The sequence below is a fragment of the Verrucomicrobiota bacterium genome, from assembly GCA_034440155.1.
GTDB lineage: Bacteria > Verrucomicrobiota > Verrucomicrobiia > JAWXBN01 > JAWXBN01 > JAWXBN01.
On sequence record JAWXBN010000022.1, the window covers coordinates 1 to 25650 of the forward strand.

Annotated in this window: 28 protein-coding genes and 1 tRNA gene; 16 read left to right on the forward strand and 13 right to left on the reverse strand. The window is 48.7% G+C overall.

Going from position 1 to position 25650, the window contains the following annotated elements:
• Positions 1-101: 101 nt before the first annotated feature.
• Complete coding sequence (folE2, locus tag SGI98_02115; GenBank protein ID MDZ4742198.1) at positions 102-923, forward strand: GTP cyclohydrolase FolE2; 822 nt, start codon at positions 102-104, stop codon at positions 921-923.
• A 12-nt stretch (positions 924-935) separates the two neighbouring features.
• On the opposite strand, the gene SGI98_02120 is transcribed toward folE2, so the two are convergent.
• From SGI98_02120 to truA, 8 genes are all read right to left on the reverse strand, one after another.
• Positions 936-2723: a VCBS repeat-containing protein gene (locus SGI98_02120; protein MDZ4742199.1), complete on the reverse strand. Its 1788-nt coding sequence runs from the start codon at positions 2721-2723 to the stop codon at positions 936-938.
• A 75-nt stretch (positions 2724-2798) separates the two neighbouring features.
• Positions 2799-4163 (reverse strand): DUF4159 domain-containing protein, encoded by a 1365-nt coding sequence (locus SGI98_02125; GenBank protein MDZ4742200.1) that lies wholly within the window; start codon positions 4161-4163, stop codon positions 2799-2801.
• A 20-nt stretch (positions 4164-4183) separates the two neighbouring features.
• Positions 4184-4600 (reverse strand): biopolymer transporter ExbD, encoded by a 417-nt coding sequence (locus tag SGI98_02130; GenBank protein ID MDZ4742201.1) that lies wholly within the window; start codon positions 4598-4600, stop codon positions 4184-4186.
• A 73-nt stretch (positions 4601-4673) separates the two neighbouring features.
• Positions 4674-5219, reverse strand: a complete 546-nt coding sequence (locus SGI98_02135; protein MDZ4742202.1) for a biopolymer transporter ExbD — start codon at positions 5217-5219, stop codon at positions 4674-4676.
• 52 nt (positions 5220-5271) lie between these two features.
• Positions 5272-6222: a MotA/TolQ/ExbB proton channel family protein gene (locus SGI98_02140; protein ID MDZ4742203.1), complete on the reverse strand. Its 951-nt coding sequence runs from the start codon at positions 6220-6222 to the stop codon at positions 5272-5274.
• Positions 6223-6263: 41 nt separating this feature from the next.
• Positions 6264-7052, reverse strand: a complete 789-nt coding sequence (locus SGI98_02145; GenBank protein MDZ4742204.1) for a tetratricopeptide repeat protein — start codon at positions 7050-7052, stop codon at positions 6264-6266.
• Between the two features lie 77 nt (positions 7053-7129).
• Entirely contained in the window at positions 7130-7591 is a 462-nt protein-coding gene (locus SGI98_02150; GenBank protein ID MDZ4742205.1) for a tRNA (cytidine(34)-2'-O)-methyltransferase, read from the reverse strand.
• A 27-nt stretch (positions 7592-7618) separates the two neighbouring features.
• Positions 7619-8431, reverse strand: a complete 813-nt coding sequence (truA, locus tag SGI98_02155) for a tRNA pseudouridine(38-40) synthase TruA (protein ID MDZ4742206.1) — start codon at positions 8429-8431, stop codon at positions 7619-7621.
• Between the two features lie 150 nt (positions 8432-8581).
• Here truA and SGI98_02160 point away from each other — a divergent pair, with 150 nt between their 5' ends.
• Positions 8582-9229, forward strand: coding sequence for a tetratricopeptide repeat protein (locus tag SGI98_02160; GenBank protein ID MDZ4742207.1), 648 nt, complete (start codon positions 8582-8584; stop codon positions 9227-9229).
• A gap of 280 nt (positions 9230-9509) precedes the next feature.
• On the opposite strand, the gene SGI98_02165 is transcribed toward SGI98_02160, so the two are convergent.
• The 3 genes from SGI98_02165 to SGI98_02175 all read right to left on the reverse strand — a co-directional run bounded on the left by SGI98_02165 (position 9510) and on the right by SGI98_02175 (position 10733).
• A complete protein-coding gene (locus SGI98_02165; protein MDZ4742208.1) occupies positions 9510-9869 on the reverse strand; it encodes a phosphotyrosine protein phosphatase in 360 nt (119 codons plus the stop codon).
• Between the two features lie 6 nt (positions 9870-9875).
• Entirely contained in the window at positions 9876-10163 is a 288-nt protein-coding gene (locus SGI98_02170; GenBank protein MDZ4742209.1) for a YkgJ family cysteine cluster protein, read from the reverse strand.
• A gap of 90 nt (positions 10164-10253) precedes the next feature.
• On the reverse strand, positions 10254-10733 hold the full coding sequence (locus SGI98_02175) for a peptidylprolyl isomerase (GenBank protein MDZ4742210.1): 480 nt from the start codon (positions 10731-10733) through the stop codon (positions 10254-10256).
• A gap of 12 nt (positions 10734-10745) precedes the next feature.
• On the opposite strand from SGI98_02175, the gene SGI98_02180 reads away from it, so the two are divergent.
• The 4 genes from SGI98_02180 to SGI98_02195 all read left to right on the forward strand — a co-directional run bounded on the left by SGI98_02180 (position 10746) and on the right by SGI98_02195 (position 13876).
• Positions 10746-10877, forward strand: coding sequence for a hypothetical protein (locus SGI98_02180; protein MDZ4742211.1), 132 nt, complete (start codon positions 10746-10748; stop codon positions 10875-10877).
• A 133-nt stretch (positions 10878-11010) separates the two neighbouring features.
• The gene (locus SGI98_02185) at positions 11011-11787 is read left to right on the forward strand and encodes a (Fe-S)-binding protein (GenBank protein ID MDZ4742212.1); all 777 of its coding nucleotides are present in this window, start codon (positions 11011-11013) and stop codon (positions 11785-11787) included.
• Positions 11787-13184, forward strand: coding sequence for a LutB/LldF family L-lactate oxidation iron-sulfur protein (locus SGI98_02190; GenBank protein MDZ4742213.1), 1398 nt, complete (start codon positions 11787-11789; stop codon positions 13182-13184). Before SGI98_02185 ends, SGI98_02190 begins: the two co-directional genes overlap by 1 nt.
• A 62-nt stretch (positions 13185-13246) precedes the next feature.
• A complete protein-coding gene (locus tag SGI98_02195) occupies positions 13247-13876 on the forward strand; it encodes an LUD domain-containing protein (protein ID MDZ4742214.1) in 630 nt (209 codons plus the stop codon).
• Between the two features lie 42 nt (positions 13877-13918).
• Here the strand turns inward: SGI98_02195 and SGI98_02200 are convergent, their stop codons facing one another.
• Together SGI98_02200 and SGI98_02205 are read right to left on the reverse strand one after the other, a co-directional pair.
• Positions 13919-15028 (reverse strand): PAS domain S-box protein, encoded by a 1110-nt coding sequence (locus SGI98_02200; GenBank protein ID MDZ4742215.1) that lies wholly within the window; start codon positions 15026-15028, stop codon positions 13919-13921.
• Between the two features lie 268 nt (positions 15029-15296).
• On the reverse strand, positions 15297-17537 hold the full coding sequence (locus tag SGI98_02205; GenBank protein ID MDZ4742216.1) for a hypothetical protein: 2241 nt from the start codon (positions 17535-17537) through the stop codon (positions 15297-15299).
• 95 nt (positions 17538-17632) lie between these two features.
• Here SGI98_02205 and SGI98_02210 point away from each other — a divergent pair, with 95 nt between their 5' ends.
• The 10 genes from SGI98_02210 to SGI98_02255 all read left to right on the forward strand — a co-directional run bounded on the left by SGI98_02210 (position 17633) and on the right by SGI98_02255 (position 25469).
• Complete coding sequence (locus SGI98_02210; GenBank protein ID MDZ4742217.1) at positions 17633-18766, forward strand: hypothetical protein; 1134 nt, start codon at positions 17633-17635, stop codon at positions 18764-18766.
• A 294-nt stretch (positions 18767-19060) separates the two neighbouring features.
• Entirely contained in the window at positions 19061-19288 is a 228-nt protein-coding gene (locus SGI98_02215) for a hypothetical protein (protein MDZ4742218.1), read from the forward strand.
• A gap of 134 nt (positions 19289-19422) precedes the next feature.
• Positions 19423-19498: transfer RNA gene (locus SGI98_02220), tRNA-Arg, on the forward strand.
• Between the two features lie 140 nt (positions 19499-19638).
• Positions 19639-20793: an SDR family oxidoreductase gene (locus tag SGI98_02225; protein ID MDZ4742219.1), complete on the forward strand. Its 1155-nt coding sequence runs from the start codon at positions 19639-19641 to the stop codon at positions 20791-20793.
• 114 nt (positions 20794-20907) lie between these two features.
• A complete protein-coding gene (locus SGI98_02230) occupies positions 20908-22188 on the forward strand; it encodes a glucose-1-phosphate adenylyltransferase (GenBank protein ID MDZ4742220.1) in 1281 nt (426 codons plus the stop codon).
• A gap of 8 nt (positions 22189-22196) precedes the next feature.
• Complete coding sequence (locus SGI98_02235; GenBank protein ID MDZ4742221.1) at positions 22197-23855, forward strand: NAD+ synthase; 1659 nt, start codon at positions 22197-22199, stop codon at positions 23853-23855.
• 193 nt (positions 23856-24048) lie between these two features.
• The gene (locus tag SGI98_02240) at positions 24049-24477 is read left to right on the forward strand and encodes a peptidylprolyl isomerase (GenBank protein MDZ4742222.1); all 429 of its coding nucleotides are present in this window, start codon (positions 24049-24051) and stop codon (positions 24475-24477) included.
• A 210-nt stretch (positions 24478-24687) separates the two neighbouring features.
• The gene (locus SGI98_02245; protein MDZ4742223.1) at positions 24688-24990 is read left to right on the forward strand and encodes a hypothetical protein; all 303 of its coding nucleotides are present in this window, start codon (positions 24688-24690) and stop codon (positions 24988-24990) included.
• A 15-nt stretch (positions 24991-25005) separates the two neighbouring features.
• Positions 25006-25263, forward strand: a complete 258-nt coding sequence (locus SGI98_02250; GenBank protein ID MDZ4742224.1) for a type II toxin-antitoxin system RelB/DinJ family antitoxin — start codon at positions 25006-25008, stop codon at positions 25261-25263.
• A complete protein-coding gene (locus SGI98_02255) occupies positions 25260-25469 on the forward strand; it encodes a type II toxin-antitoxin system YafQ family toxin (protein ID MDZ4742225.1) in 210 nt (69 codons plus the stop codon). Before SGI98_02250 ends, SGI98_02255 begins: the two co-directional genes overlap by 4 nt.
• Positions 25470-25650 lie beyond the last annotated feature (181 nt).

Here is a 25650-nt window from a genome sequence, read left to right on the forward strand (position 1 = left end):
ATAGTATTCCAGTAGAATCAAAGAGAAGGAAGAGAAATAAGAAAATTTCGAGAGATTTTGAATATTACCAGATTCCAGATTTTAATCAGAGACCCCTCCCCATGACCCCGAAGAAGAAACCCCCCATTAAAAAGCAGATTCCAACAGCCATACCCCTCAAAGACACGCAAAAAGAACGGGATACCCGGAATATCCGGATAGACCGCGTAGGGGTGAAAGAACTAAAATATCCGATTGAACTCAGGGATAAATCCCATAGTTCCCAACACACGGTCGCTACCATCTCGATGACCGTCGATTTGCCCCACCATTTTAAGGGGACACACATGAGCCGGTTCTTGGAGGTGCTGAATGCCAATGGCCGTGAGATCCATGTGAAACGGATCCCGGACATATTAAAGAAAATGCAGCAAAAGCTCGAGGCGGATGATGCTCATATCGAAATGGATTTCCCGTTTTTTCTCGAAAAACAAGCGCCTGTGACAAAAGCCAAAAGCCTGATGAATTATACAGGACGCTTTAATGCCAGCATGAGAAAAGGCCAGTTGGATTTTATTACCGGAGTCGTGGTGCCAGTGACCACCCTTTGCCCTTGCTCAAAAGCCATCAGTGCCCGTGGTGCCCATAATCAAAGAGGCGACGTGACCGTGCAGTTACGCTCAAAAAAAGCGATCTGGCTCGAAGATATCATTGCCTTGGTCGAACAAAGCGCCAGTAGCGAGCTTTTTGCACTCCTGAAACGTGAGGACGAAAAATATGTCACGGAGCGGGCTTATGATAATCCGGTATTTGTCGAGGATCTAGTCCGTAATGTCGCTGTCAGGCTAAATAAACATCCCCAAGTCATCTGGTACCGGGTGGAAGCCGAGAATTACGAAAGTATCCACAGTCATAACGCCTATGCGATGGTGGAAAAATCATAAGCAGGCAGGCCATTATTTTTCGATTAGTTTAAAATCGTCAAAATAAGTCTCTCCATCACCCGTCAGCTTGATCGTGATACCCGTGGAGATTGGTTTTCCCGTATAAGTGAATTTATCTTTACCGGTTTTTCCGTCGGCATATTTAAAATTCGGACGGGCTGGTTGGAGAATGGGAAGAACGATGTTAAATGTCATTTCCTTCCATGAGGATCCCGGGATAAAGTCCTTATCCCCTGACTCTGAATATGCAGGAACCGCATCAAAAACTTTTGGGTTTTGGGCATTAGGAACCTCATCTATGAAAACCAGAGCTGACATTTTCAAAACACCCTTCATATTTTTACCTTTGACTTTGAAGCTCAGTTCGTAATTTTTCCCCAGGATCACTGATGGGGATACGGGTGTAAGGGTAATGACACGTTCATCGGGTTTGACGAGTGTATTATTCATAAAATATTTCATCGGAGGCTTCGGAAAATGGATTTTCATGGCGAATTTCCCTTCAGCAGGATTAGATCCAGGATCGATTTCAGTATCGACTACCTCGACAATCCCGTATTGATTTATCGCATTGAGATTGCCGACGTTATTAATGTCTGTGGTGTCCACCCAGTCCGAGGCTACTCGATAACGGAGTAAACTGTCCTCTGCCTTGATATTGACAAGGGTAGCTAGGTCTGGTGCAGATTTTGTGCCTTTATTAATGGCGACCTTGATTCTTCCGTCACTCGGGCTTGCGATGAGAATGTCAGGTAACCCGTCACCATTATAATCAGTCACACAGGGTGTGGCCATGGGGGTGGTATATACGGAGCCGCCGATCTTGATGTTTTCAGTGAATTCCAGTTGGGGAACCCGGGTGGCATCCTTAGGAATAGGTTTGCCTTTATAAAGGCAAAGCGTCCCGGGTGAATCAACGATTCCCTCGCGGCTACCGATGATCAGGTCAAGTATCCCGTCCCCGTCCCAATCAACGACTTGGGGAACGAGTTGCTCGCGACCATAACCATAAGCAAGAATCATTTCGTTTTTTTCGCTGAAACGGGGTACTGAGTCACTCCCTTCATTGAGGAAAAGATGGATGGCATTCGCCGAATAGGTGCCCTCCCCGATGAGGAGATCTTTTTTACCGTCACCATTCCAGTCCACGAGGATAGGAGCAAAGAAATTTCCCCACAGGCTGCCATCCGCACGGGTAGGGATCTGGAGGTTTTGTTTGCTTGTGGCGAGATCAAAATTAGCCATGTCATTGGGGAGTTTGAATTCCGGTCTCTGCTGGGAGCCTGAATTAGGAATACGCACGATGCGCCCGAGATAATCACCGAAAATAATGTCATATAAATTCCCAGAATACTTGCTCAAGGTAAGTTTAGGCGTATTCACAGTGTCTTCATTATTGATAAAAAATACAGGGATCATTTCCCCAGTGGCAAATTCCGGATTGTCTTTTGGTCCTAGGTTTTTAAAGAAATAGAAAAATCCTGTGGCATCGGCTATCACCATATCCGGCAGGCCATCCCCGTCCATGTCTTCATAGGCGATACTGGGGGAAAACGTCCGGCCTTGCTCTTGTTTTCCCTGCACCATGATATTCTTAGTGCGGGGGAGAAATTTAATATTTTTGGAGGAATCCACCCCGTCCCACTGGTTGTCCCGGGTAATAGTCTGTTCAAATCCCCCATTCCGGATAAGGTTATTTTTGTCTTGTCCGGATGCCTCGGTGAGTGTCATACCCATGGCGAGAATGAACAGAAGGAGGTTTTGAAGGGGTTTATTTACACTACTGATTAAAGGGTTCATTACGATTATCTTTGTTTGATTAAAGTTTTAGTCAGTGTGTTACTTCAAAAAGTTCCATCTTATTTGCAAAGTTGTTTAATTTACCTTCGGTGCTGAGACCAAAACAGCTTGGTATTGTAATAGCAGATGGACGACGACATTAATCCCGAGTTTATAGGCTAGAACTACCGTGTCGTTATTGACATTCCGGTAGTAGGTATTCCGCCGGGACCATAAAGCAAAGTTTGTATAAGTTTGATTGGGAGCCTTTTGGGTGCCTTCATCAAATTGTTCAAGTACCTTATCTTTATCATTCAGGGCGACTTGCCATATTTTCCCGTAGGAATTCATCGTATAGAGAACCCCGATCTGGTCACCGATCATCATCACTTCGATTGGTTCTTTGTAGAAATTAATTCCGGAAGGGGTGGTTTTAAGCAAGCTACCTTTTTGGGTGAAAATAGGGTGGCGATCGTCGATGGGTTGAAAATCCTGGTCAGGGTCGGGTAATACCCTTCTCATTTCCCTGCGAAAGGCGATATCAAAACGCGAGTTGCGCCCCGGCATCCCCGCGTCGCCCCAGATCACCCCGCCCGCAAGTAGGAAATCCCGGATATTAGTGACCTCGGCATCCGTGAGTTTAAAGTCTTTGTGTCCCGTGAAATAGACAAAGGCTACTGGGGGTTTAGAGCCAAAAAGGGCATTCCGGTCAGATAGGTCTAAGGGCACACCTTGAACATTAGCTTTTAAACGTTTGTTCCAACGCGTGATCTGTGTCATGAGGTTGGGGATACCGCCAAATTCCACCCTTTGCCCATCCGCGGAGAGTTTAATATTTTGATCCCAGTCACCACCTGCATATTTGGCGACATAACAGGTGAATTGGCCTTGGACACCGGTCACCCCGCCGCCTGCTGTATTTCCCACACCAAAGGGGGTGCTCCCTTCGGCACCAGTGCTCATACGGGTATTAATGCTGGATAAACGCTCCTTACTCATAGCCGGGGCTGATTTACGTGCCGCGGTAGGGGTGGGGATATTTTTGACTTGGGTCTGGATTTTTTCGACATTTGGCCCGACACTGGCGGAGACATTGATCTCAGGCATGAATGAGGGGGCGCTGGCGTTTTCCGAGACGATAATATCCTTCATGTCCGGGGCTGAAGTCTCCGCCACATCCGTCTGGGGAATCTCTACATCGACTTCATTCGGATTTGCATCGGAGGGCGGAGCGGGAGGGGGTCCGGGGGGCATGGCAATAAAGTCTGTCGATTCAAATTGCCCCGTTACGACATGTTTAACGGCTTCCACGATGACGATACCACCAAATATGGCCAGTAGAGCGACATGCAGTCCGAGTGCGATAAGGAAAAACCGTGAGGCCATCAAAGCATATACAAAACGCTTGATGACGCCTAAGTGGTCCTTGCCTTTTTCTATTGTTGTTTTTTTCTTTGCCATTGACTGGGTTCCTTAGGAAATTATCCTCCGAATGAGAGGCTTTTGACTCCTGATGCTGTACAAGCACTCAAAACTTGAGTGATACGTTCATGCCGTACCATAGGTGAGGGTGTGATTATCACGGGTTGTTTCTCGCCGAATTTCGCCACGACCTCCTTTAGGCGGGCTCGGAGTTCAGATAATTCAGGGCTCGGATTATCAATCGGGAGCTGGTTCCAGAAGACCTGGCCATTTTCATCGATGTCCACATAGATAGGCACCTCCACGGTTCCCGCATGTTGGGGGCTTCCCTTTGTGGGGAGATTGATCCCGAGCTCCATCTCCTTTTGTTGGAGACTTGCGGACGCCATAAAGAACAGGAGCAGGACGAATACAACGTCCACCATCGGCGCAATTTGCAACCCCACATCACCATCTGAACTAGCTCCGCTTGACATGATTTTTTCCTTCGTTAAAAAAAGTTCTATTATTTTGACACCGAAATCCCCGAGAAGGTTCCCGGTATTTGGATTATGATGCCGGGGCCGGGGCGGGTTTTTTCGCCCCTTTTCCATCTTCGACCTCACCACTGACTACTGAATAAGTAATATTGACGACCTTTGCCTTAGCGGCAGCCCGCATGATTTCTTGGATATAGGAATAACGGACATTTCTACCGGCACGGACAAGGACACGGAATAGTGACCTTTTTTCCGGGGGGACAGCCTCATAACGTTGGCTGATCAGATCCGTGATACGGCTGGGATCGCCGAATTGCTGGCCCCCGTCCACTACGAGTGAGCCACTATTAGCACTATCATCCCAGCTTGCATTAATGACGACCTCTAGGGCTTTTTTATCTTTGTCCTTTGCGTAGAGCACACTGGGTAATTTGATCTCCTCACCGGAGTATTTCACCATTTCGTCGGTCGATGAGATCGCCATAAAAAATGTCAGGAGCACCAAAAGCACATCGATCATGGGGGCGACTTGGAACTCGATATCCTCGGGGGGAAAGAGTTCCTCTTTGTGCCTCTTACGACGGCGTTTTTTATGGTTATGATCTGATTCGGACATTGTTTTTTTCCTGACCCACTCTGTATGGGTAACGGGGATATCAGGCGGTCATTTAACTCCATTGGAGCACAGTGCCACATGCGTGGCAGCTGGGTTGCCCCACGGCAACAGCCGTCCCACAGGAAGGACATGCCACTGTTTGTGCGACTCCAGCCGGGGGTGTGACAACACGGGAGACGCTGGCAGCGGGATTAGCACCCGCAGCGGGAGGTGGCGCAAAGATATCGCCGATTTTGATCCCGTGGATTTCTCTGAATGGAATGTCGTCGCGGAGGCGGTTGATTTTCAGGGAAGCGACGAGGACTTGTTGGGCGACCATATTCCGGAACACGTAGTAAAAGACGAATCCGGGAATAGAGACCAAAAGACCCGCGGCCGTCGCGACAAGCACGTGACCGATGTTGGCGGCGAGTTCCCGTGTGGCGGATGGGCCGGCATTGGCCATCGTGCCGAAGGCACCCATCATACCAAAGACCGTACCCGTCAGACCAAGCATGGGGGCGACGACCCCGATAACGGAGAGGTAACTGATTTTACTGTTGAGTTTTGATGCCTCTGTTTTGGTGGCTTCTTCAATGGCCTGCTCCATGGAGTCCTCGCCTTTACCGACTCGTTCGAGGCCGATCTTCATGATATTCGCCATAAAGCAGGGGTTTGTTTTGCATAGCTCCCAGGCTTCCTGGTAATTTCCGGCATTCAGGGATTGTTTCAAACGGGCAAAGAGGGGTTCGGGAGCCATTCTTGATTCACGAAGGTTATAGAAGCCGTCCATGATGATCGTGAGCATGAATACGGAGATTAATCCCAGTATGACGACGGTCATACCACCCTGTTTAATATAAAAGAAAAGGTTTTGTGTTTGCTCCGGCTCAGCCACTCCGGCCTCACCACCTACAGCAGGGGCGGCAGCCTCTTGGGCGGATACAAAAGTTTGGGATACCAGCCACAAGGACATGCTCAATAGTAGGATGGCGATGAATTTGGTTTGTATATTGAATTTCATATCTGCTTATACCGGGGGGTTTAGTTTGTTTATGTTAATCTTTAAGGAACAAATACTACGGGGGTTTGTTTTGGGGTATTTTTGGCTTTTTTTAAAGCATCAGCCTTGGCCTGAGCTTGGGATGCGATTTCCTGATACCCGTTATAGATTACGGCGCTTTTGAGGTAACACTCAAGGGCTTTCGAGTAATCCTTCTTTTTTTCATAAGCTTGTCCGAGGATATAGAATGCCTCACAAAAAGCGCGTTCCTGTGCACGGGTGGGGGATTGTACGGCGGCAGCTTCTTTTTCGAAACTCGCTAATAACATCATGACTTTGTCCGTCTCCCCTTTTCCATAGGCGATTTTTGCTAGACCGACATTGGCACGGGAGGCTTGGTCAGGATAAATCTTTGCAAATTCAATATAAAGGGGCTCCGCCTTGGCGAGGTTATTGAGTGCTACATAGGCATCCGCCACGGTGATGATGGCCGTCCCGATCTTTGGGTCAATGACACCTTTGTACTGGATAATGAGAGGTTCTAAAATGGTAATGGCCTGTTGATATTTCCCTGAAGCAAATTGTTTCATCGCGTCGTCGTAAGTGGGCGGGATATCCAGCACTAGGGAATTCATGTCCTTGTAAAAAAACTTCAGCGAGAGCTCTTGTCCACTCTTGGCATCCTTGTATTTCATCATGACTGCATCCGGGAAAACTTGCGTGATTTTTCCACTTACCACCTCCCCGCTTTTGCGTGTGATCACGTCTTCACTATGAGCGACTGCGCTTAGAAAAGAGGCGATAATGGCTACGCTGGCAAATTTGATAATCCGGTTTATGGGGTTTGGCATGTATGAGATTCCATTTTGTAACAGTAGTATTTCACAGCGTCAAATAAAACCTTGCCAGAGAGAAAGGAAAATTTGTCTTATTTACCTTGTTGCCTGATGGCTTCGTAGAGCACGATCGCAACCGAATTCGCCAGATTCAGGCTGCGGGCGTGTTCATTAAACATCGGGATTTTGATGGTTTGCCCCGCAAATTGCTCCAGTAATGAGTCCGGTAGCCCTTTGCTTTCCCGGCCAAAGACGAGATAATCCCCCGCCACAAAACGGGCCTCGGTGTAGTACTGGTCGGTTTTTGTCTCAATGAAAAACAGGCGGGCGGGTTTTTCCCCGGCCATGAACTCCTCCCAATCCTTCCACTGGCGGATATCGACATTTTCCGCATAATCCATCGCCGCCCGTTTCATGGCTTTGTCATCGAAGCGGAATCCCAGCGGGTGGATCAGGTGCAGGATGGAATTCGTCGCGGAACACAGCCGCATGATATTACCGGTATTAGGAGGGATTTCCGGCTGGTAGAGGACGATGTGGAATGAGGGATTCATATTAATGGGGAAAATATTTTTCAGGGATTAATAGAAGACTTTCATCAGATAAAGCCCGTCTGGAGGAGAGGTGACCGATGCGAGGCGGCGGTCCTTGGCTTTCAAGATTCTTTTGACATCGTCCGGGGATAATTTTCCTAGGCCTACGGAGACCAATGTGCCGGTGAGGCAACGCACCATCCGGAAAAGAAATCCTCCGCCTTTGAATTTTAATGTGAGCAAATTGCCTTTTTGCGCCCCGAAATGGGCGGAATCCCCTGCGCTGATGGGGGTTTCCTTGATCGTGATCCTGTGCAAATCGCGCACCATCGTCGAGCGTTCATAACGCGTAGTCACCGTAAACGAGCTGAAATCGTGTTTACCCACCAAGTGTTTGGCGGCCCTGCGCATGGCGCGGACATCGAGGGGTTGCCACAACCACAAAGCACGTCCGTCCCAGAGGGCGGGCATGAAGGGCGTATTAAAGATGAGGTAATGGTATTCCTTGCCCTTGGCCATGAAGCGCGCATGGAAATCATTCGCTACGACTTGCACCCGGTGGATCCTGATGGTGGTGGGGAGGACTGTATTGAGGGCAATGATCATTTTTTCCGGGTTCACCACAGGCCGGTCATTTTTCTGGCGGAAAGAGGCGACTTGGCCGAGGGCATGGACCCCGGCATCCGTGCGTCCGGAGCCTTCAATGAGGATTTCTTCGCAAAGGATTTTGCTGAGGGCGAGCTCAATGGTTTTTTGAACCGTGACACCATTATTCTGTGTCTGCCATCCGGAATATGGGCGGCCATCATAGGAAATGGTGATTTTGAAAGTGCGCATGGTGATGGCTGACGTTTTAACCATAGCCCGCTATGAATGTCCACCCTCAGAAAGATGTCCTTTGGCCAGTGGGGAAGGAGAGAACTCATGCTTTTTATCGGGGGAGGGCGCGGGTCGTAGGCGAAAATCTGTTCTTGCAAGGTCTGGCGCTGTTGGTTTTACTCTTGACCCACTATGGCAGACGAGATCAAAAAAAAATCACAGGCAGACGAACCCGCGCAAATGGAGCTTCCGATTGAATATCATATCGAGCAATTCTGGTTAAAATACAAAAACCCGATTGTTTTTGGGGTGATCTTGATTTTGGCCTTTGCGATTTTTACGGCAATATATAAACATAACCTGACCAGCAAGGAACAGGATTCCCTCGTCGCGTTGAATAAGGCTGTCACCGCCGGTAATATCGACCAAGTCGCTTCTGTTTTTGAAACATACCGGGGTACAAAAGCCGCCTCCCAAGCATTACTTTTGGTTGCGGACATGAATTTCCAACGTGGCCAGTACACTCAATCTCAAGAACTTTACCAGCGTTTCATCCGTGAATATCCACAGAATGAATTACTTGCCGCTGCATTTTATGGGGTAGGAGCCTGCCAACAAGCCTCTGGTAAAGTCGATGAAGCCCTGAGCACATACTTGAGCCTGCAAAAATCCAAGCCCACCGAAATCTGGACCTATCACGGATTACTTGCCGCTGCAAGTTGCTACGAGATTAAAGGACAGCCCGCCGCCGCCCGGAAAATATATCAAGACATCATCTCCGGTGCCGCCCCTGACTCCATCAAAATGCAGGCACAGTTTAATATTAAGCGCTTAGGTTGATTGGGACCCGTTTTTCTCAGTATCCCCATAAAACTAAGCCGCCATGCGTAATGGCCTAAAAAGCATTTTATCCCGTGACATGCGCATTGCGGGTTTGGAAGGGCAGTGTGCACCCGCACGATCATTTGCCGCTGGTGCCTCCCGGTCAAAACGGTTCCGTTGCAATTTGTCGAACCTCAGTTTCTTTAGGGTGTATGATCTTAGCATGAGATCTATAAAAGCTTAAACCATGCCAATTCACCTGAACCAGGGAATCACTCTAAACCTTTTGTTTGAATCCTTAATTTACTTGTTCGTCTTTTTCCGAGAGGAAACTCTCGACTGAGCCGGTGAGTAAATCGATTAATTCCGGGGCCATGAATGTGTATTCATCGGGAATATCCAGGAGGATGATCGGCGGGAGTGAATGGAATCCCGGGAAAAGGGATTTGATCCGGGCTTCATACTTTCTTTCCATGACTAGGATATTGTCTGCCCAGAGCAGGTCGGGCTCGCCGATCCGCCTTCGGCTACTCTCAGCGGTTCCTGCTGAACGCACAGTCAGCCTCGGGTCATTACGGAATATTTTCTCAGCGGTCGGACTCCGGCGTTGGTTGCGTCCACAGATAAAAAGGATTTTAAGCGGTTGCCCGGTGGACATGGCGGGTTATTTCGTTTTTTCTTCGAGGTCGGCAAGGTAGGCGAGGGCTTCTTCGCGGGAGGTGCCGCACATTTCAGGCATTGGTCGCAAATTGTTACAGACCGTGGGGCGTTCAGGCAGGCCAAAGAGTTTACACCGATAGTCCTGAGTGAGGTGAATGCAGGTGACCCCGGCCGGTTTTCCCTGGGGGAGTCCCGGCATGGGAGATGAAATGGAGATAGCGATACAGCAGGCTCCGCACCCCATTCGGCAGGTGAATCCGTCTGAACTGGATACGGAGCGGTTTACAGGCATTATTATATTTATTTTCAGGATGCCTGCCCTAGGCATCCATAGGGTCGGCAAACGCAATCAGGAGATGCGGCTGCCTTGATGATTAAAAAATCAAACCGTTTCAACGACAGTTTTGAGGATTTTTTGGGTTTCCACAGGGCGGTCACCGGGGGCTTTTTTGCAATCCTCGATTTTCTGGATAATGTCGTAACCTTCGACGACTTCACCAAAAATGGTGTGTTTCATATTGAGCCAGGGAGTTTTGGCTGTAGTGATGAAGAACTGGCTGCCATTGGTGCCCGGACCGGCATTAGCCATAGCCAGAAGGCCGTTGCGGTCAAATGATGCTTTTGGAGTGACCTCGTCTTCAAAACGTTTGCCCCAGCAGGATTCCCCACCAGTGCCGGTTCCTGTCGGATCACCTCCTTGGATCATAAAATCTTTAATGACACGGTGGAAAATAACCCCGTTATAATATCCTTTATTGCAAAGGGTCGTGAAATTTTCACAGGTTTTTGGTGCGATCTCCGGGAAAAGTTTAAATTTAATATTTCCCTGGTTGGTTTCAAAGGTGACAAATGTTGTGCTCATAATCCCGCATTTATGACCGAAGCCTCTGAGAGATTCAAGGATGAAAACTGGGATGAGGTGAAACACTGTAATGATATCGAACGGGATTGTCCCCGGATTCATCATGGCTGTGGGAAATTAAATCCCGGCAACTACCCCTATTAAATAGTAGTCTCAGGAGTAGGGGAGTCTATCGGGAGATGTCAAAACGGTAAAAAGGGGACAAAAAAGAACGGTTTCTCTATGGGATGACGCAAATTACTATTGATTGAAGAGCAGAGGCAATTATTGTGTCCTTATGTTGCTTGAACACCTCCATCACAGACCTAAACCTGCCAATAAAAAAATCCAGCTCATGACCACTTGTCTTTGTGACGCATTCTTTGACGATGTCGCAAAGGCCACGGTTCAAGTCCTCGAGTACCTCGGGTGTGAGATTTCCCTCCCGGATGAACAGACCTGTTGCGGACAGCCAGCCTTTAACGGGGGTGATTGGCCATCCTCACGTCGGGTCGTCAGGCATACGGCAAAAGTTTTCCATTCTGATGACACAGTGGTGACACCGTCAGGCTCTTGCGCGGCGATGCTTTTCCATGGGGCATTATTAGAGTTTGAGAAAGAAAAAGATTTACCTGAGATCGAGAAGCTTGCCAATAAGACATGGGAATTAACCGATTACATTTATAACGGCCTCGGGATCAAGACCTGGCCGGGCAAACTCAATGCCAAAGTCGCCTTCCACCGTTCCTGCCATACCCGAGGAACGGAAAGTGGTCCGGCATCACTGGCTTTACTTGATTCGATCGAAGGACTCGAAATCATGCCTTTCGGGGAAGGGGAACAGTGTTGTGGTTTTGGAGGGACATTTTCGGTCACATTCCCATTCATCTCCAGTCAGATGGGCCATGCAAAGCTGGCCCATGCACAAGCGTCGAACCCTGATTATCTGGTCAGTGGTGATATGGGGTGCCTCATGCACTTAGGAGGGATTGTGGAACGTGACGGGATGAAGCTAAAAACACGGCATGCGGCCCAAATCCTGAGGGATTCACTTATTGAAGGAGGGCTCATCTAATGGCCTACCAAAAAATCGATTCCTATGCGCAGACTCTTGATGAGGAAGTGCGCACTTCGGTAAAAAATGCCTCAGCCCTGAAAACCAAATCCCGTGTGGACAGCCTCTGGCGTGATTTCCAAGATCCGGACAAATTGCGTGAGGTCTCCGGCCTGATAAAGCAGCATGTCATAGAAAACCTGGATACCTACCTGCCCAAAGTCGAGGAGGCCCTGACCGAACGTGGAGTCAAGGTCCATTGGGCCAGTGATGCGGAAGAAGCCCGTAAAATCATCCTAGGATTAATGCAGAGTATCGGTGCCAAAAAAATGGTGAAATCAAAATCCATGGTATCCGAGGAAATCGAGCTGGGTCATTACCTTGAAAAGCATGGGATGGAAGCTGTCGAGACAGATTTGGGAGAGTATATCGTCCAGATAGACCATGACCATCCGAGTCATATCGTGACCCCGATCATCCATAAAAACCGCCGCCAAATAGCTGAAAGCTTTGAGCGCGAGGGGCTCGGGGAATATAATGATGATCCTGCCGTGATTACGGCGAGAGCCCGGAAATTCCTCCGCAATAAATACCTCGAAGCAGAAGTCGGGTTGACGGGGGCAAATTTTATCTCCGCCGAAAGCGGACGGCTGGTTATCGTGACCAATGAAGGTAATTCCCGGTTCTGCCTGGCTCCGACCAAAATGCACATTGCCCTCGTGGGAATCGAGAAAATCGTCCCGCGTGACACGGACTTGGCGCTATTCCTAAATTTACTCGCACGCTCCGCCACGGGACAGAAACTCACTATTTATACGGAATTCATTAATGGCCCGAAATCTCCCGAGCAGCCGGATGGTCCCGAGCAAATGCATGTCGTATTGCTGGATAACGGGCGCAGTGATGTCCTAGCGAGTGAATGCCGCGATATCCTACGGTGTATCCGGTGCGGAGCTTGTCTGAATGTCTGTCCGGTTTACCGCCAAGCCAGCGGGCACGCTTACCGGAGTGTTTATCCCGGCCCTGTAGGTGCCGTGCTTTCGCCGATCCTGGACGCGAAAAAATTCCCCGAGCTCGCTGACCTGCCGAAAGCCTCGAGTTTATGCGGTGCGTGTCATGAAGTGTGTCCGGTGAATATTCCGATCCCCGATCTTTTGCTGCGTTTGCGTGATAAGGCGAAAAAAGAACATATTCATTCCCCTAATACTCCTCCGATGGGAGGGTGGTCGATTTTGGCTAGTGAACCCATCCTGTGGAAATCCGCTTTGATCGCAGGAGCTGTGATGAATGTCATTAATCCGGATTTAATCCCGCTCCCACCGGTCAAACGATGGACCATGGTGCGCAAATTACCCGATTGGCACGGGGGTGAATTCCGGAAGTGGTTTAAAAACAGGAAAGTCGACGGGAAAAAATAAACAAGATTGTCGGGAACCGTGTCCTGACGGGCACTCCGATAATCAAACTTTTTAAAAAAACTATGAGCACCGAGCAATTTGCATCATCCCGCGAGAAAATCCTTTCCAAAGTCAATACAGCTTTGGCCCCGATCAAAGACCGGGCCGCCATGCCCGAGTATGACCCCAGGATCACAGTGACAAAAACCTTTGACCCTCAAGCGGATCAGTGGGCTTTTTTTAAGGAAGAATTTGATAAAGTCCATGGTCGGACTTTTTCGACGGGTGCAGAAATCGAGGCCTTTTTTGCATCGAATAACCTCACCTACGGTTATTGTGATCCGAAGATTCTTGCGCTCATGAGCGAGATTCTTCCTGATAATGTATTACTGGAGACACAGTTTGATCTGGCGAAAATCGATAGTTACCAGTTTGGCATTACCTGCGCCAGTGGCGCGATAGCCGAGACCGGATCGATCATTCTGACTGACAAGGATACTTCTCGGCGTTTGGGTGCCTTGGCTCCTTGGGTGCATATTGCCTGCGTGGAGCACTCCAGTATCCACGCCACGATCCATGATGCCCTGAAGGCTATGCCAGATGATCCTAATATCATCTGGTGCACCGGACCGTCAAAAACCGCTGATATCGAAGGTATCCTCATTGAGGGGGTGCACGGTCCCGGCATCCAAGGGTGTTTTCTGCTGCCGTAAATGGAGTGATATTTCCAAAGGTTTAAAATCAGTTTTCAAATCTCAGGAACTTTTTTTTCCGGACACATCGCGGACGAGGGAGATTACCTGGTCTTTTGAAAAAGGAACCATTCGCATCTCGAAAAACTTCCTTTTTCCATCAATATGGAGTTCATACTCACATTGTTGGAGACTTTGGGTTTCGATTGTTTTACGGATGGAGTCGGTGTGGAGTTCAGCAATGTGGCTAGGGAGGATCTCATGGGGTTTTTTACCGAGGAATTGTTCGGGGGATACGACTAATAAGCCCTTATCCAAGGCATAATAATCCATGTATGTCCCGTCGATATCCTGATGAAAGACCAGATCGGGGAGTGAATGGGGGATTTGCCCTGAATATCCGAGTGCTTGAGCTTCAGCTTCTTTTTCCTTGGTAATATCAATATGGCAACCAATCATGCGGACTGGTCTACCCACATCATCCCATTCCACAATTTTGCCCGAGCAAATCACCCACACTGTCGAACCGTTTTTATGGCGGTAACGCACTTCATTACAATACGGGATCATACCCCGGGAACGAACATGGTCATCGTAATTTTTTAGAACCATTTCCAGATCTTCCGGGAAAATCATCTTTTTATAGTTCTCCGCGCTGTCGGGCAGCTCATGATCCTCGTACCCGAAAATCTTCCGGTAGCCGGGACTATTCTTCTGGGTATTCTCCTGGATATTCCAGTCCCAAAAACCGGATAAAGTCTGTTCGACGACAAGTTCATAAATTGTTTTTGTCTTGAGGAGTTCATGATATTCAGCACTTGCCTTTGGAGTAAAGACAGCTACGGCCAAGTTATCTTGTTCGGACGACTTCAGTTTTTGGAGTTTAATGACAAATTCGGAAGTTGTATACCCGGACCGGAGAGATATTTCGCAAGTGATCTCGACAGGACGGGAGGATTTTGTGTGGAAGATCTGCTCGAGTGCGGCGGAAAGTTCACGATGGAATTTTGGACGGACAATGCGTTGAATGAGGGAGTTTTTAATCTCAGAACCAGTCAATCCGGTGAGTTGGACGAGAGACTGGTTAAAATCATTAATCTCCCCAAAGGAATCGATCAAGCATACTCCGAGGGGTATGGCTTCCATCAATTGTGAATCAAACTGGTTAAACATAGATTACCGGATCACTCATGCTCTCTGTTTGTTTTTTGGAACGACTACTGACTACGGATAATCACCGGCCTTCGCAAGGATAATCCCCGCTTATAAAATTGACATTACAGGGGCGAAATATAGGAAAATCATCACGAATCTCGCCGTCAATTCATGACGAGCCATAGATGCCTATAGAGCTGCGCTAATTAGTGATGCCGAGGGTGATCTTATGGATAAACTCAAGGCTCACGGGGGTTCAGGAGATTACTCATAGGCGGGTACCGGATTAAATCATTTCAACCATTTTCCCGGTCGCTTTAATCCGGATTTTTCCACCGGAGGGTACCACGATGCGGGACATGCGGTGATTCCAGTTTTGGCCGAGGATTGATTTACTCTCTTCTTTTGTCTCGGCAAAGACTTTGACTGTCGCATCGAATTTTGTGGGATTGGAGAGTGCGAGTGTGATCACCCCACCGTCACGGGATAGTATTGTAGCGTCGATATGGTCGTTGACACTGATGACTCCGGTATCCGTCTGGATATAGATCCCGGGTACTTCCATCCAAGCAAAGATGAGGCAGACCTCGCTCCAGCAGGAACAAGCGCAGATTTCCCCACAAGGATCGATCCCGTCACCCATTTGGACACGTTCACTCATGAAACCCTCGGGCATTCCTGCGATTACTTTATCGGTACGGCTGAGGAATTGGGGAAGGGCATGGGTGAGTTCACGCAAAATGCGCAACCAGATTTCTTCGCCCGTAGCACGGAAAAGCTTGAGAAAACTGTCGCCGGAGAGGGTGCAGAGTCCGGGAACCGCACATTTATTCTGGGTGCTGGCAAAGATCGTGCCTGTCGTGAGCATATCGAGTTTGCCATAGGTGGATTTGGGCGGGAATTTATAATCGTAGGAGACAAACCACGAAACCAATTGTACCGCGGCGATCCGGGCCTGCTCTAACCACTCCTCTTTGCCGGTGACTTCATAAAGGGTAACCAGGGACTCGAGCAAATTGCCCAGGGATTCACTGTCAGCGGATTGCAAGATCTCTCCCGGGCCCCCCGTGGTGACGCCGCTGGCCAAGTCTTCTGTGCAATACTTCCGCGCAATTTGCTCGGCGACCTCTAAATAATGGGAATCCTTGAACCACTCGGATGCTAAGGCCAATCCGGCAGGTGCGCTGGAACCGGCTGTCGAACCCCCGACAAAGATTTCCCCGGTGTCGTGGTTAACAAATTGACCGAGCTGGCCGTATTGTTTCCAGGTCTTGACAAATGCGTCCGCAACACGGCGGATTCCTTTTTCCCATTCCGGTGGGCATGTCCAAGAAGGATCTTGTTTGCGGATAATATCAAATTGGCGGAATCCGAAATAGAGCATGTCCGCGCTTTTGCGGTTCAAGTGCCACGGCCAATCCTGGTGTTGGAAATGATCGCTGAAAAATTTACGTTCAAAGTTATAAAACCCGTAGAAGTAGCCGCTCGGGGCCAGGGCTTCCTGAAAACAAAAGTCCAGGGTTCTGAGTGAACGCTCTTTTGAAAGTTTGTTTCCTTCGCTCAAGAGTGTCTGGGTCACCATCCCTTGGCCAGTCCAGCCAGGTTGCCAAGCGGACATGTGGGCATCGCCAGTTCCCGCGTAAGCTTTGTCCCATTGGAAATTATGCAGGTTATATTTCCTTTCCTGGATCTCCCAGGATTTCGAGAAGGGGAGTTCATTCCGCACCAGCGGCTCGGATGTGGAAACATTACGCAGATCGGTGAAGCTCTCAAAAAGGTCTTGGATATGTCCGGCCTCCCCCCCGAAAAAGAGGATGGATAGTGACAGGGTTTGTCCGGCATCCAAAGTCGCGGCTTTGTCCGGCGAATCTTTCATCAGGGAGAGTAAATTAAAGCTTTTGCATTGGCGCACCCCTGGGGTTTCGATGGCGATCAAGGCACTCTGACGGTCTTCGCTCTCCTCAAGCACGAGTCCGTGGTCTCCCCGACCACTGTCTTGACCGGTCAGGAACCACGCTTGCCGCTGGAGGCTAGGGGAATAATATCCGATAGCCGGGACAGAGGCGTCGCCGCTGAGGAGATGAAACCGTGAGGGGCCATTTTCAATATTGAGCCGGGGAATATCGGTAATGATACACGGGACGTCGGGCCCGACTTCGGCGGGTTCGCTCAGCATCGGAGGATAATAGATGCGACGTGAAGTGTAACGGTTCCCATTATAAATAGCTCCCGGGACAAGGACAAAATTCTCCCTGCTCCACTTTTCTTGGGGGAACTCGGCGGAGAGATTTACGTCTGGCGCATGACCGGACTCTAAGGTCAGGCTGGCTTGGATTTCAGATCCCGTATGGCCATTATGGGTGGCGGGTTTGATATGGATTTTCCAGCTCCAGTTATTCCCATTTGTATCGGAAAATTTACCTTGGTCGCCGCCGGAAGTGTCAATGACATGCCGAGAGTCGGGGATTGTCCCTTTGAAATGATTAAGGATGATGGAGAAAGGGGGAAGTGGAGATGTTAGTTTCATGGGTGATTTTTTTTTAATAGAATCTTGTGACGGTAGGATTCACCCTTTTTATTTGCAACTCCTACAGTATTCCTACACAATAATATCTCTCCCCCATGAGCCGCCCAAAGATCATTCATGATATGCCCCCGATCCGGGAGCTATGGCCTAGGCCGGAATCGCTCCGGAAAATGAAAGCGCCATTAACTCAAGCATTGGCGCAAGAGCTTCGTAAAATGATTCCGGGTTTGCAGACGGGTCAAAGCCGGGCATTTTATACTACCCGCGAAATAGCGGCGCATTTTAGAGTCGATCTCAAGGCTGTCGGGCAAGCGTGCAAATTGCTCCAGGGCGAGGGGTTATTAGTGAGGGTGAGGGGTTCGGCCACCTTGGTGTCACCTGTCCAATCACTTCCGCGCCAGAAAATCAGGGGAGTGGTGGCTGTACCAGTGTGGAGCTACGGTTTCTGTAATTTATTCGACTGGCGTCTTTTTCACATGGGTTTGGAAGAGTCCCTCCGCGGATATGATTATGTCGCCAATCTGATTTTTTTTGGGGAGGGGGACGAGGCACCGGAGAAAATGATCAAACGGATTTTAATGCACAGGCCTGATATGATTGTTTGGTATCAACCATTGAGGAGTGTCCTGGATATTCTCCAGCGACTTTCGGATGTCGGAATCCGCCCGGTGGTCATCCCTGATAAGGGGGTGCATTTTCCTTTCAGCAGTTATCAGGTGGATAAGGTATTGGCAGCCCAAAAAGCCATGAGGGCGTGGAAAAGGGCGGGGATAAGCCGGATAAACTTTATCAGTACGGGAAAGATATCCATGGATGATGAGATTTTTCAGCAAATGACTATGACCGGGAAACTTTCGATTCCTGTCAGATGTATAGAGACCATGGCTGTGGGTCTTGCTGAGAATTTAAAAACGATGATACCGTCGGCTGACGAAGCATTTGTTATATACGACATTAATCTCTGCGCGATGTTATTCCGCCATAATGAGGCGGACTTCCGGAGTTTGATCAAAAGTAATCGTGTCCTGCTCCCGGGGCATATAGACTCTTCGAGTAACCAACTCCACGGAGTGAAGGCGGACTTTATCCTTACAGATTTGTCTTTTATGGCCGCGCAAATTGCAAAGGATATCGCCTCTCAAAACCTTCCTGCCCTGGGTTCCCCACGTGTTTTCCATGCGGAATATCTCGCCCGGGCCGAGACGGCGCAATTTGCGCGGACATATTAGAATATGGCGGATGATCTATACGGGAAAAAGGAAATGATGTTTTTGTATCTTGTTAAGTCTGCGCTTTACGGTACGAAAATCCGACACACTAAAAAATAATGTTCGGGTTCCGGTCAGTAATTGAAAAAAATTCATCCTTCAGTTTTTTTGAAGGCGTCAAAGGCTGCATCCACATCATTTAGGAACACGAGAAAAAGCTTATCGAGATTTGTGTGCTGTCTCCTGAGAAAGTGCCTCAAAACATGCATGTCCCAGCGGATGGGTTAACGACAGAAATGGCAGGCCAGCTTTTTGATGAATACGGGCCCAACCACTCAGGCAACCCTCAAAAAACTCCTACCACAAAGAGATTTCCTCTTTGGCCAAGGCGATCCAATCGCCCACGACCTGAATCAAAATGGTCATAGTGATCAGATGGGCGTGCGCCTGACCCTCCGCTCATCCACCCACTATGCGTCTGATCGGACTATTTATGATTGCCTAGACGTCCGCCTCACGTCTTTGCCTTCATCCGGGGCCTGATTAGAGTGCGGTTTTTGATCTGGGAGGGCAGTGCGTGCCCGCTGCCGGAAAATGACACGAGTGAAGCGGAAGATTTTTTTAAGCTTAAATTGTCGGCTGATTTGATTTATGCTTATATTTATTTCCTGTCTTATGACTCTATAGCTCAACAGGACAGAGCAGTGGTTTCCTAAACCATTTATCCCCGTTCGAGTCGGGGTAGGGTCACCATTTAAAAATTCTTTTTTAAAAATTCTGGTTTACAGGATTAGGGGTTTTCATAATAGTGCTGCCCCTTCTATGAGATGTGTCAGGATCCCCTAGTGGTTGAATCCAGAGCTCCGTAAAGGGGAAGATTTAAGGAGAAATCAATGAATCAGCAGGATACAACCATATTATTAACAGGGTTTACCGGGGTAATCGGCAAAAGACTCGCTTATGAGCTTGCCAACCGCGGGCACAGAGTACTTTGTCCGGTCCGGGCAAAGGACGCCGCGCAACTTGCCCAACGTTTTGATGAGGTGAAAAACGTCCTGCGTGATGTGACGGCAGATTATCATTCTCAGGCCGAGTCCCGGCTTATCCCTTTTATCGGGGATATGAGGAAAAAATATTTCGGCTTGAATGAGGAGGAGATGGCCAAGCTTGGTTTTAAGGAAATCAAAGCGGTCTGGCATCTCGCGGCAGCCCTCGACCTGACCGAGACAAATAGCGCAGAAGTTTTCGAGACAAATGTGGGCGGCTCCCTCCACCTTCTGGATTTGATGAAGGAATTCGGAGTCCAAGACATCCATTATTTTAGCACTTTTGCCGTTCATGGAAAAAAATCGGGTGGTTTGGCCAAGGAAATCATTCTCGCCGAGCCGACAGAGTTCCGGAATTCCTATGAGGAATCCAAATGGCAATCCGAAAAAAATGTCTGGGAGACAGCCCAGTCCGGGAAAATCCGTGCCGCCATCTACCGCCCGAGTATTGTTGTCGGTGACTCCTTAAACGGGCGTTATGAACAGTTTAATGCCTTTAACCATCCTTTCGACATGGCCAGTCGTTTGCGTAAACGCCTTGCCGAAAAGGAAGGAATCGATCTTGCAATAAAACCATTAGACTTCGAACTCCGTTTGCCGGGGGAGGAGCAGGCGACATTGAATATTGTGCCTTTGGATTATGTCATTGAGATCACGATGAAACTTTACGACTCCGGCCAGTGGGCCGGGAAGATCTTCCACATTACGAATCCCACCCCGCCGAAACTGGAAGAAGTCCTGGCGGTTTTCAAACAAACCGAGCCATGGCAGGGTTTACGCTGGAGCTCATCGGTATTGAATGGGGATTTTGCGAATTCCTATGAGAAATTTGCGTTTAAACAATTAGGTTTCTTGATCCCCTACCTCATGGGTGAGGCATCCTTTGACCAGACTGAGGTCCGCAAAATCCTCAATGGGACACAACCCGAAATCAATAACTTTAAATTCATGGGGGCTATTGCAAAAAGGGCCATGATTAAGGGTTGGCAGGAATCGTATTAAAGTAACATGCCGTATTCCATGATCCGGCAATCATTCTTATAAAATCTTCTCTTGCCTCGTTGAAAGTCTCTGCCATATTCTGACTATATGCCTACTCAGAAAAAAATCTTTCAGATGGATAAAGTTCTTGCGGTGATTATGGGTGGGGGGCAGGGAACCCGCCTTTTTCCGCTCACTAAAGACCGGGCTAAACCAGCCGTTCCTCTCGCGGGTAAATACCGCCTCGTTGATATACCCATTAGTAATTGTCTGAATAGTAATATCCGTAAAATCTACCTTTTGACCCAATTTAACTCGGCCTCTCTCCACCGTCATATACAGGAGACCTATAAATTCGACGCGTTTTCCGGCGGTTTTGTCGATATTCTCGCGGCGCAACAAAGTTTTGACCAGAAGTCGGGATGGTACCAGGGAACGGCTGACGCAGTTCGTCAGAATTTTCAACATTTCGGCAATCATAAATGTGACTACGTGGTGATTTTATCCGGTGACCAGCTTTATCGGATGGACTTTAGTGAGCTAGTTACCCAACACATTGAAACGGGTGCCGATATCACCATAGCCACGATCCCGGTCAGTAAAGCCGCCGCTCCAGCATTGGGCATTATGCAGGTGGATGATTCCCAAAAAATCGTGCGGTTTGTGGAGAAACCAAATGATCCGGATGTACTTGATTCACTAAAAATTACCCCGCCTCAACTTGAAAAACTGGGAGAGAATCCGGGCCAGGACCTTTATCTGGCTTCTATGGGGATTTACGTTTTTAGTAAACAAGTCTTGATCGAGGCTCTCGACAATGAAAAGACGGATTTCGGCAAGAATATTATCCCTGATGCCATCTCGACAAAGAAGGTTTCTGCCTATGTTTATAAAGGTTATTGGGAAGATATCGGAACGATTAAAGGCTTTTTTGAGGCCAGTCTTGATGCCGCCTCCCCGCTTCCCCAGTTTGATTATTTTGACTCGGATGCTCCGATTTACACTCATCCCCGCTTTTTACCAGCATCGAAACTCCATGGCGCATCCTTGACCCGTGTGGTGTTATCCGACGGTTGTATTATCGGGCAGTGTTATATCGAAAATGCCCTGATCGGTATCCGCAGTATTATCAAGGAGGGTTCTGTCCTCCGTGATGCCGTGATGATGGGTGCCGATTATTACGAAAGCGAACAGGATAAAGAGGCGAATGCCCAAAAGGGAATCCCTACGGTAGGGATCGGTCATCATTGTCATATTACACGGGCGATCATTGATAAAAATGCCCGGATCGGTAATTATGTCCGGATTTCCCCTGAAGGAAAACCTGCGGAAATGGACGGACCAAATTTTTATGTCCGTGAAGGAATTGTATGCATTCCCAAAAACGCCGTTGTGCACGATGGCACAGTGATTTAAATTAAACTATGCGTATCGGCATTCTGCAGATTAATACGACGGTGGGAGACATTGAAGGAAATGTCTTCCGTATATTGGTGGGATACCAAAAGGCCGTGAAATCCGGGGCGCAACTGGTTATTACTCCCGAGCTCGCCATCACGGGTTATCCCCCACGCGATTTGCTTTATAAGGCGGCCCTCCTCCAGCGCAATTTGCGCGCGGTAGATGAGTTAGCCCAGAAAGTGGGGGCGATCCCCTTGGTCGTGGGGTATGTAGAGCCAAATGCCGCTGCCCAAGGTAATCCTTTTTATAATGCTGCGGCGGTCCTCCATGAAGGTAAGATCGTGGCGAAACGTTTTAAATCACGCTTGCCGACTTATGACGTCTTTGATGAAGACCGTTATTTCGAGCCTTGTGAATCCGAGCAAGTCGCCCCGGTGCAAGTCGCAGGAATGACCCTTGGCATTACCATTTGCGAGGATATCTGGCTCGATGATTATCTGCCCCGCAAACTCTACGACATGGACCCCCTTGCGCAACTTGCGTGGAACGGGGTCGATGTCATTATTAATCTCTCTGCTTCCCCCTGGGTACAGGGGAAGGAACGTGTCCGCCGCGACATGCTCGGTGAGCAGGCCGCAAAACACAAAGTGCCCATCGTGTATTGTAATGCCGTCGGTGGAAATGATGAGCTCATTTTTGATGGCCACAGTATGGGGATCGACGCCCAAGGTAGCCTGATCCAGATTTGCTCCGGATTCGTCGAGGAAGTCGCCATTTGCGACATCGATAAAGCTGAAGCGATCGAATGGCTGGGGGAAAATAATGAAGAGAATTTATTTAAAGCACTCGTCTTGGGTTTAAAGGATTATGTCGGGAAATGCGGGTTTAAATCCGTGGTTCTCGGATTGAGCGGGGGCATTGATTCTGCTCTCGTGGCGACAATCGCGGCCCACGCCCTCGGCCCGAAAAATGTCCTCGGGGTTTCCATGCCTTCGCAGTACTCGAGTGATGGCAGTAAGTATGATGCGCAGGCCTTGGCGGAAAATCTCGGGATTGATTTTATGATGATCCCGATTGGTTCGCTCTTTGAGGCGTTCAAAATAAATATGAAAGATGCTTTTTCTGGGCTGAAAGAAGATACCACGGAAGAAAATATGCAGGCCCGCCTCCGCGGCATGACCTTAATGTCGTTGTCGAATAAATTTGGACACATCCTCCTGACGACGGGCAATAAAAGCGAATTAGCCGTCGGGTATTGCACACTCTACGGGGATATGTGCGGGGGACTGGCCGTGATATCGGATGTGCCCAAAACCGATGTTTACCGTTTGTCACGTTGGATCAATTTGCGCGAGGGGGGTGCGATCGAGAAAGGTTTTCCGATTCCTTTTGATTCTATCGGGAAACCGCCCAGTGCCGAGCTGCGCCCCGATCAAAAAGACCAGGACTGCCTGCCGAAGTATGATATCCTCGATGCGATCCTGAAAGCCTACGTGGAGGAGCACCTTTCCCAACCCGCCATCGTAGCCAAAGGTTTTAATCCCGATGTCGTCAAGGATGTCTGCCGTAAAGTGGACCTAAATGAATATAAGCGCAAACAAGCCGCCCCCGGCCTCAAAGCCACCAGCCTCGCGTTCGGCACTGGTAGGCGCATGCCTATTGCTCAACGTTTCAGGGAGTAGGGGGGGAGGAAACCGCACACTTCCGCAAATTTGAGGGGGTTCCCCGCGCTCGCCGAGAGATTTTTTGATGGAAGAATCTTTTCATGGGAGGGCCGTGAGAACGATTGAATATTATAGCTTGGCAAAAAAGCTTTTATTTCTAGGGTGTAAAAATCGTAGCTGTTTTTTTAAACTAACTAAAGAAAGATACATCATGTCCACTGCCAAAAAAGGTGATAGCGTAAAAGTCCATTATACAGGAACCCTCGATAGCGGGGAGGTCTTTGATAGTTCACTCGAAAGGGAGCCCATCGCTTTCACCTTGGGTGTGGGCATGATGATCCCCGGCTTCGACAAAGGGGTGATGGGTATGGCCGTGGGTGAAAAAAAGAAAGTTAATATCCCTTGTGACGAAGCTTATGGTCCGCACAGCGAGGATAATATGATGCAAATCCCCAAGGCCGAAGTACCTCCCGGTATGGAGCCCAAAGTCGGTATGATGGTAGAGATGCGTTCTCCCGAAGGGCATTCTGTTCCTGTGAAGATCGCCGCCATCAGTGATGAATTTGTCACGCTCGATGGTAACCACCCTTTGGCCGGACAAGATTTGAATTTTGATCTGGAACTCGTCTCAATCGAGTAAAGTTCCCACGGACTCCCGGAGAAAAGCGTAAAGCGGAAACTTTTTTCCGGGACCGGAAAAAGATGTTGGCCTGTGGGGAAGGTGCGGTTTTTTAATGGCTGATACGTGCAGACTTCCGAAAAAAACATTCACAGATTTTTTAAGGAAGAGTAAATTAATCTGTACTGGGAAAAGTAGACACGGGATTCTCTTACGAGCGAGAATGAGAGAATGACTCAATATCGAGAGATTCAGAAATTTCCTAAAGCCGACAGGATGCTGTCGGAGGCCCATTCGCTTTTGATCGATATTTATAACGCTCGAGAGAAGAAGAACGAAGTAATCCATGGCGACGGACTTACTACGGACATAAAAGAGATCGGTGGAGCCATAGATAGGCTGCGTGTCTGCCAGAGTCACCCGATTATCTCGCTGGATGGGAGAGGGCCGAAAAATGAGCCCAACCAGTGGATGGAGCCAATGTGGTTGATTGTCATGATATTGGGGAAAAGATTCACGCTGTGTTCCAAATGAAACATAATTCACGGTATGAAAACCGCAGCCATTCATAGTCGCATTAATCCTGATATCAAGGAGAGGGCAAAAGCAATCCTCTCCCACCTTGGGTTGAGTCCGACAGAGGCCATTCGGATGTTTTACACCCAGATCATCCTTCGCAATGGACTTCCCTTTTGGGTCAAGATTCCAAATGCAACTACCGTGGCTGCCATGGAAGAATCTCGAAAGGGTCACAAGTTCAAAAAGCATGATTCTCTGAACAAGCTTTTCAGGAGTAGGGACGAGTGAAGACGGGTTGCGAGACAAGTCAATTAAGGAAAGACATCAAGAAGCTCCAGAAACAAGGCAAAGAACTCGCAAAGCTCAAAAGTGTTGTCATGCGCATTGTTGACGGCAAACCCCTCGAAGCACAGTATCGGGATCACGCTTTGATCGGGCCGCTGAAAGGATCGAGGGACTGCCGTATTGAATCCGACTGGCTTTCGAGTTTATAGGACTGATGGTGATTCACTCTTTCTTGAACGCACGGGCAGTCACGGTGAACTCTTCAAAAAATAAATTCCCTTAACACGCCTATACTCATCACGCCTCCTGCTATTTCCGCACATGACAGAGACGGCCATGCCACGAGCAACCCGTACAGGCTCCACAAATTTTTAAATCTGTGTGCATCTG

Coding starts and splice junctions, on each gene's coding strand:
- truA (MDZ4742206.1), bottom strand. CDS start 8,431: ATGGTTAAAACGTCAGCCATCACCATGCGCACTTTCAAAATCACCATT.
- SGI98_02160 (MDZ4742207.1), top strand. CDS start 8,582: ATGGCAGACGAGATCAAAAAAAAATCACAGGCAGACGAACCCGCGCAA.
- SGI98_02185 (MDZ4742212.1), top strand. CDS start 11,011: ATGTTGCTTGAACACCTCCATCACAGACCTAAACCTGCCAATAAAAAA.
- SGI98_02250 (MDZ4742224.1), top strand. CDS start 25,006: ATGAAAACCGCAGCCATTCATAGTCGCATTAATCCTGATATCAAGGAG.
- SGI98_02195 (MDZ4742214.1), top strand. CDS start 13,247: ATGAGCACCGAGCAATTTGCATCATCCCGCGAGAAAATCCTTTCCAAA.
- SGI98_02150 (MDZ4742205.1), bottom strand. CDS start 7,591: ATGAATCCCTCATTCCACATCGTCCTCTACCAGCCGGAAATCCCTCCT.
- SGI98_02225 (MDZ4742219.1), top strand. CDS start 19,639: ATGAATCAGCAGGATACAACCATATTATTAACAGGGTTTACCGGGGTA.
- SGI98_02145 (MDZ4742204.1), bottom strand. CDS start 7,052: ATGCCAAACCCCATAAACCGGATTATCAAATTTGCCAGCGTAGCCATT.
- SGI98_02120 (MDZ4742199.1), bottom strand. CDS start 2,723: ATGAACCCTTTAATCAGTAGTGTAAATAAACCCCTTCAAAACCTCCTT.
- SGI98_02140 (MDZ4742203.1), bottom strand. CDS start 6,222: ATGAAATTCAATATACAAACCAAATTCATCGCCATCCTACTATTGAGC.
- SGI98_02235 (MDZ4742221.1), top strand. CDS start 22,197: ATGCGTATCGGCATTCTGCAGATTAATACGACGGTGGGAGACATTGAA.
- SGI98_02190 (MDZ4742213.1), top strand. CDS start 11,787: ATGGCCTACCAAAAAATCGATTCCTATGCGCAGACTCTTGATGAGGAA.
- SGI98_02165 (MDZ4742208.1), bottom strand. CDS start 9,869: ATGTCCACCGGGCAACCGCTTAAAATCCTTTTTATCTGTGGACGCAAC.
- folE2 (MDZ4742198.1), top strand. CDS start 102: ATGACCCCGAAGAAGAAACCCCCCATTAAAAAGCAGATTCCAACAGCC.
- SGI98_02200 (MDZ4742215.1), bottom strand. CDS start 15,028: ATGTTTAACCAGTTTGATTCACAATTGATGGAAGCCATACCCCTCGGA.
- SGI98_02210 (MDZ4742217.1), top strand. CDS start 17,633: ATGAGCCGCCCAAAGATCATTCATGATATGCCCCCGATCCGGGAGCTA.
- SGI98_02135 (MDZ4742202.1), bottom strand. CDS start 5,219: ATGTCCGAATCAGATCATAACCATAAAAAACGCCGTCGTAAGAGGCAC.
- SGI98_02170 (MDZ4742209.1), bottom strand. CDS start 10,163: ATGCCTGTAAACCGCTCCGTATCCAGTTCAGACGGATTCACCTGCCGA.
- SGI98_02180 (MDZ4742211.1), top strand. CDS start 10,746: ATGACCGAAGCCTCTGAGAGATTCAAGGATGAAAACTGGGATGAGGTG.
- SGI98_02240 (MDZ4742222.1), top strand. CDS start 24,049: ATGTCCACTGCCAAAAAAGGTGATAGCGTAAAAGTCCATTATACAGGA.
- SGI98_02245 (MDZ4742223.1), top strand. CDS start 24,688: ATGACTCAATATCGAGAGATTCAGAAATTTCCTAAAGCCGACAGGATG.
- SGI98_02130 (MDZ4742201.1), bottom strand. CDS start 4,600: ATGTCAAGCGGAGCTAGTTCAGATGGTGATGTGGGGTTGCAAATTGCG.
- SGI98_02175 (MDZ4742210.1), bottom strand. CDS start 10,733: ATGAGCACAACATTTGTCACCTTTGAAACCAACCAGGGAAATATTAAA.
- SGI98_02230 (MDZ4742220.1), top strand. CDS start 20,908: ATGGATAAAGTTCTTGCGGTGATTATGGGTGGGGGGCAGGGAACCCGC.
- SGI98_02205 (MDZ4742216.1), bottom strand. CDS start 17,537: ATGAAACTAACATCTCCACTTCCCCCTTTCTCCATCATCCTTAATCAT.
- SGI98_02215 (MDZ4742218.1), top strand. CDS start 19,061: ATGAATACGGGCCCAACCACTCAGGCAACCCTCAAAAAACTCCTACCA.
- SGI98_02125 (MDZ4742200.1), bottom strand. CDS start 4,163: ATGGCAAAGAAAAAAACAACAATAGAAAAAGGCAAGGACCACTTAGGC.